Source organism: Ferroglobus sp. (genome assembly GCF_015521575.1).
Taxonomy (GTDB): Archaea; Halobacteriota; Archaeoglobi; order Archaeoglobales; family Archaeoglobaceae; genus Ferroglobus.
This window is the reverse complement of record NZ_WANY01000048.1, coordinates 1-5,282: the sequence shown is the minus strand read 5'-3', so window position 1 is coordinate 5,282 and position 5,282 is coordinate 1. Positions and strand designations below refer to the sequence as shown.

Here is a 5,282-nt window from a genome sequence, read left to right as displayed (position 1 = left end):
GGTTGATGAAAAACGTCTTCGACGTCTCGCATTTCGCTACGGGTCTCTCCGCTTTACTCATCTACAGAATTTTGTTCGACGAAGGCTTTACAGCGGAAATGCTCACAAGACTTTTTACGGAAAGGTTTTACAACTACGTAATGCTCAATCAATTTGACAGAAACGTCGTTAACGAGCTTCACGTCAATGACCTTCTCGATTTCGCTTTTCGCGGGCAGAGGTTAGCTGAAAAGGGTTGGAAAATTGGAAAGCTTGAAGTGGATTTCTCAGACTACGAGAACTCCTTCTTGCAAAGAGGAGAGTACTACGCCTACCCGTTCTGCGCGATAACAACAAAATTCGCCACCTTAATGAGATTCGCTGACATGCCTTGTTTGCTCGCACCCGAACCGGTAAGTATAGCGACCCTCGTTAACGCTGTGTCATTATTCCCGGAGAAACCCTTCGCTCCGGTAAGCTTGTGCAAAAACTGCGCAACAGCTCACGTTCAGCCGGCAAAGTGCATGTACTGTCTGAGCAAAAATCTCAAAATTTAAAAAATAAATTTTTGGAGCGTTACTCTATGGTTATCGCTCCAGCAGGACAGCTGTCTGCAGCTTCCTGGCAGCAATCGATATTTGCTTCGCAATCTCCAACAACCCTACTTATTCCGTTCTCGTCAAGCTTAAAGACTTCTGGACAGATCTCCTCACATAGTCCGCAGCCCGTACAGAGGCTCTCATCTACTTTAGCTGGCATGGTGAATATTTAGCGTTAAAAACTATTTAAATATTTTCAGCCCTTGAGGAATTTCTCAAAAGCACGAATTCGACTTTTGAGCCGATAAAATATAACGATTAGTCATTTTAAATATGCCCGGCAACATCTCAACTGGGAAAAATTAAAATCGTACTCCAACAACTTTTGAGAGTCATGAAGATCGGTGTATTTGTCTGTCACTGCGGATTGAACATAGCGAGAATTGTTGACGTTCAAGAAGTTGTTGATTACGCTAAAAATCTTGAAGATGTTCACTTTTCCACGGATTTAAAATACGCCTGCTCTGATAGCGGTCAGGAGGAGATTATAAAAGCTATAAAAGAAAATCAACTTGATGCCGTTGTTATTGCCGCATGCTCTCCAAAGCTTCACGAACACACTTTTAGAAGGGCTGCGATGAGAGCTGGACTTAATCCTTACATGGTCCTCATGGCGAACATAAGGGAGCAGTGTTCGTGGGTACATCAGGAGCATCCTAAAGCTGCGACGGAAAAAGCGAAGGATCTTGTCAGAATGGCTGTAGCTGCCGCAAGGAAGCTTGAGCCCTTATCAAGAAAGAGGATTGAGGTTAAGAAAAGCGCCGTTGTGATCGGTGGTGGCGTTGCTGGAATCGAAGCAGCTCTAACCCTCGCTAACGCTGGCGTGAAAGTGTATCTTATAGAAAAAGCCCCTACGATTGGAGGAAAAATGGCTACGCTTAACGAAGTTTTTCCGACAAACGACTGCTCGATATGCATATTAGCGCCCAAAATGAGCGAGGCATTCAACCATGAAAACATAGAGGTCATAACAAACGCTGAAGTTCTGGAAGTTTCCGGGCATGTGGGGAATTTTAAAGTAAAAGTCAGAAAGCATCCGAGGTACGTTGATGAGGATAAATGCAAAGGCTGTATTGACGACTGCTCCTCAGTTTGTCCAGTGGAGGTGCCGAACGAGTTCGACTACACGATAGGAGTGAGAAAAGCTATATACTTGCCGATTCCCCAATCAACTCCGCTTTACGCAGCCATAGACTGGGAGCACTGCATTGGATGTAAGCTCTGCGAAAAAGCTTGCGAGCCGAAAGCTATTGACTTTAATCAGAAACCGGAAGATGTGGAGATAGAGGCGGGAGTTATCATTGTTGCGACAGGCTACAAGCCCTTCGATGCGAGAAGGAAGGAGGAGTACGGGTACGGAGTGTATAAGAATGTTATAACGACTCTCGAACTCGAAAGGCTTCTCTCAGCTTCTGGTCCAACTCTCGGCAACTTATACCGTCCTTCGGATTCGTCCGTGCCAAGGAAAATTGCGTTCATTCAATGCGTTGGGAGTAGGGATGTGAAGACGAACAAGTACTGCTCAAGGGTTTGCTGCATGGTGAGCATTAAGAATGCATACATAATAAAGGAGAGGTATCCAGATGCGGAAGTCTCAATTTTCTTTATAGATATAAGAGCCTTCGGGAGAATGTACGAGGAATTTTTTGCACGCGCTCAGGAAAAGGGAATAAGGTTCATAAGAGGTAGAGTTGCCGAAATTTACGAGCTTGAAAACGGAAATCTCGTTTTAACTTACGAGAACACTCTTACTGGGGAAATAAGAGAAGAGGAGTTCGAACTTGTCGTTCTTTCCATTGGAATAGAAGGAAATACAGACTTAGCAAGCAAGCTTGGGATAAGCGTAGGAGAGGACGGATTTTACGATGTTGCTCATCCAAAGCTCAGACCGGCTGAAACTGATGTAAAGGGAATCTTTCTTGCTGGAACTGCAAGCGGACCTAAAGACATTCAAGACTCCGTAGCTTCTGCTGGTTTAGCGGCTTCAAAAGCTATGGAACTCATATTTGGAGGAGAAGCTGAATTCGACCCTTACAACGCCTACGTAAATGAGGAGAAGTGTATAGGATGCAGAATATGCGAGGAAGTTTGCAACTTCAATGCAGTAACCTTTGAAAACAAGAAGGCGAAAATCGATCCCAACGCTTGCGTCATGTGCGGAGTTTGTGCAGCCTCTTGTCCGGCGGATGCGATAGACTTGGGATTCTTTAAGGAAGATGCGATAGTTGCGATGATCGATGCCCTTGCTGAAGAGAAGAAGGTTGAACCGCTAATACTGATTTTCGCCTGCCACTTTTGCAGTTACGGAGCGTTAGATTTGGCCGGAACGACAAAAACTCAGTATTCCCCCAACGTGAGAGTTATAAGGACGCTTTGCTCTGGCAGAGTCGATCCCGAGTGGATTTTGAGGGCGTTGAAGAAGGGAATAGACGGCGTCATGGTAACCGGATGCAGGCTTGGGGAGTGCCACTTTAGAGTGGGAAATTATCATGCTGTCGATAGAATTAAAGCTCTGAAAAAACTGCTTGAAGAGATTGGGATAAACCCCGAGAGGGTTGAAGCTTCTTGGCATTCTGCTGGTGAGGGTGCTGAAATAGCCAAGGATGTTGACGAGTTTGTTGAGAAAATTGCGAAGCTCGGATCGATTTACGAAGAGGTGGCAAGATGATAGAGAGAGATGTTGAGATGGAGGAGAACCGCTTCATATTTATTCAAAGAACCGAGGATGAGGAAAGAAAGCTGATTTACGATTACAAAAAGTGCAACGGTTGTGGAATTTGCGTTTACGCCTGTCCGATAAATGCGATAGAACTCGGACCGATACACGACATAGCGTTGGGTTTGGAGATGCCACCTATAACGCTTGATCATATAAAATGCTCTTACTGTGGAATTTGCTACGCTTTTTGTCCCTTTAACGCCTTCGACTTTTACATTAACGAAAAGAGAGTAGAAAAGCACGAACTACCTCTTACTTTATCCGGAGAAACGAGGATCGATAGGGAGAAGTGCGTGAACTGTACTTTATGCTACAAAGTCTGTCCGACAAATGCGATAAGCCTCGATTTCAAAATAAAAAGGGAGGATATTCCTCAGAGGAACGAAGGTGTAGAAGGAAAGGTGGAAATAGACAGGGAAAAATGTAATTTGTGCGGGATTTGCGCAGAATTCTGCGAAGTTTTTCAGATGGTTGAGAAAGAACCCCATCCAGAAGACATCATGCCCTACGAAGATATCCTCATCGACGAGACGAAGTGCGACTACTGCAAGCTTTGCGAGAGAGTTTGCCCGGAGGAGGCGATAAAAGTCGAGGGGAAACTAATAGAGGCTGACGTCTCAGATTACGCTTTCGTTGACGTTAACAATGAGGAGTGCTCAAGATGTTCTTACTGCGAAGAAGTTTGCCCCTACGATGCAATAACAGTTTCGAAGCCAATTTACGGGGAGCTGTACTTGTACGAGCCGAGGATGTACAGATGCGATCCGGTTGGATGCGGAGCCTGTATAAAAGTTTGCAAGCACAACAGAGTTTGGTACGTTTCGAAGGATAAGGGAAGAGTTCACTACAACGAGAGATTTTGCAATTACTGCGGAGCTTGCGAGAACTCGTGTCCTTACGATTTAATAGCTGTTAGGAGGGATGCGGTCTTTACTATAGAGAACATAAAGAACGAACCTTGGAGGGAGTCTTGGGAGGAGGCTGTTTACAGGATAACGAGAAAAACGAGAGCTGAAGAGCCTAAAGTTAGGTTTGCGAAAGTTTCTCAGGAATTTGAAGTTAAAGAGGAAGAGTTTAAGGTCTTTAAGCCGACTGAAGACGTATTAAAGAAACTCGAAGAGAAGATCTCACTGGCTGAAAAAATTTTAAAAAGAGCGCCGGTCAGAAAAGCGATTGAGGAAAAGAGGTTCGAAGACTTTGCAAAGCTGGTGAAGAAATATGCATCTCGAGAGCTTGAGGGGAAGAAAAAACAAGAAGCTTGAAGGCAAAAAGATCGTTCTTGGAGTTACTGGGAGTATTGCAGCTGTAGAGTCCGTGAAGCTTGCGAGGGAACTCGTTAGGAGAGGGGCTGATGTCGTGGCTGTTATGAGCGAAGCAGCTAAAAAGATAATCCACCCCTACGCCCTTGAATTCGCCACAGACAATCCGGTTATAGACGAAATTACTGGGAAAATTGAGCATGTAGAACTTTTCGAAAAAGATGGTAAAGCTGACCTGTTCTTAATCGCTCCAGCTACAGCCAACACTATTGCTAAGATCGCAAACGGCATAGATGATACTCCCGTCACAACGATGGCTACAGTGGCTCTCGGAAGCGGAAAGAAGATAATCGTAGCCCCAGCGATGCACGAAAGCATGATAAAGAACAGAGCTGTTGCGGAAGCGATGGAAAAGCTGAAGAGTTTTGGAGTGGAAATCGTCGAGCCTAAATTCGAAGAGGGGAAAGCGAAGTTTCCCGAGATAGAGAAGATATGTCTCCACGTGGAAAGGGCTCTGTACAAAAAGGACTTCAAAGGATACAAAGTTCTCGTAACTTCCGGACCAACTTACGAGTTCCTCGATCCGATTAGGTTTATAAGTAACAGAAGCAGCGGAAAATTTGGCTACGAGATTGCTCTTGAGTTCTGGCGGAGGGGTGCTGAGATAGTTTACGTTTCCTCGAAAGATGTTCCTTTCAGCTTACCTAATTTCAAGCACGTAAAAGT

5 protein-coding genes are annotated in these 5,282 nt (G+C 44.9%); 4 read left to right on the top strand and 1 reads right to left on the bottom strand.

Annotation, left to right across the window (positions count from 1 at the left end; all coding sequences use genetic code 11):
• A partial coding sequence (locus tag F7C14_RS01970) for a DUF2193 family protein (protein ID WP_290899425.1) occupies positions 1-536 on the top strand: 536 nt, incomplete at its 5' end.
• Positions 537-555: 19 nt separating this feature from the next.
• Here F7C14_RS01970 and F7C14_RS01965 read toward each other — a convergent pair.
• Complete coding sequence (locus F7C14_RS01965; protein ID WP_290899423.1) at positions 556-738, bottom strand: ferredoxin; 183 nt, start codon at positions 736-738, stop codon at positions 556-558.
• Between the two features lie 174 nt (positions 739-912).
• Here F7C14_RS01965 and hdrA2 point away from each other — a divergent pair, with 174 nt between their 5' ends.
• The 3 genes from hdrA2 to coaBC all read left to right on the top strand — a co-directional run.
• A complete protein-coding gene (gene hdrA2, locus F7C14_RS01960) occupies positions 913-3,246 on the top strand; it encodes a CoB-CoM heterodisulfide reductase HdrA2 (RefSeq protein ID WP_290899421.1) in 2,334 nt (777 codons plus the stop codon).
• Positions 3,243-4,559: a 4Fe-4S binding protein gene (locus F7C14_RS01955; protein WP_290899415.1), complete on the top strand. Its 1,317-nt coding sequence runs from the start codon at positions 3,243-3,245 to the stop codon at positions 4,557-4,559. The genes hdrA2 and F7C14_RS01955 overlap by 4 nt, the downstream gene beginning before the upstream one ends.
• On the top strand, positions 4,516-5,282 hold a 767-nt coding region (coaBC, locus tag F7C14_RS01950), incomplete at its 3' end, for a bifunctional phosphopantothenoylcysteine decarboxylase/phosphopantothenate--cysteine ligase CoaBC (protein ID WP_290899412.1). The genes F7C14_RS01955 and coaBC, both read left to right, overlap by 44 nt.

Bases quoted from the DNA above. Each gene is read 5' to 3' on its own strand.
- hdrA2 (WP_290899421.1), top strand. From the start codon at position 913: ATGAAGATCGGTGTATTTGTCTGTCACTGCGGATTGAACATAGCGAGA.
- F7C14_RS01955 (WP_290899415.1), top strand. From the start codon at position 3,243: ATGATAGAGAGAGATGTTGAGATGGAGGAGAACCGCTTCATATTTATT.
- F7C14_RS01965 (WP_290899423.1), bottom strand. From the start codon at position 738: ATGCCAGCTAAAGTAGATGAGAGCCTCTGTACGGGCTGCGGACTATGT.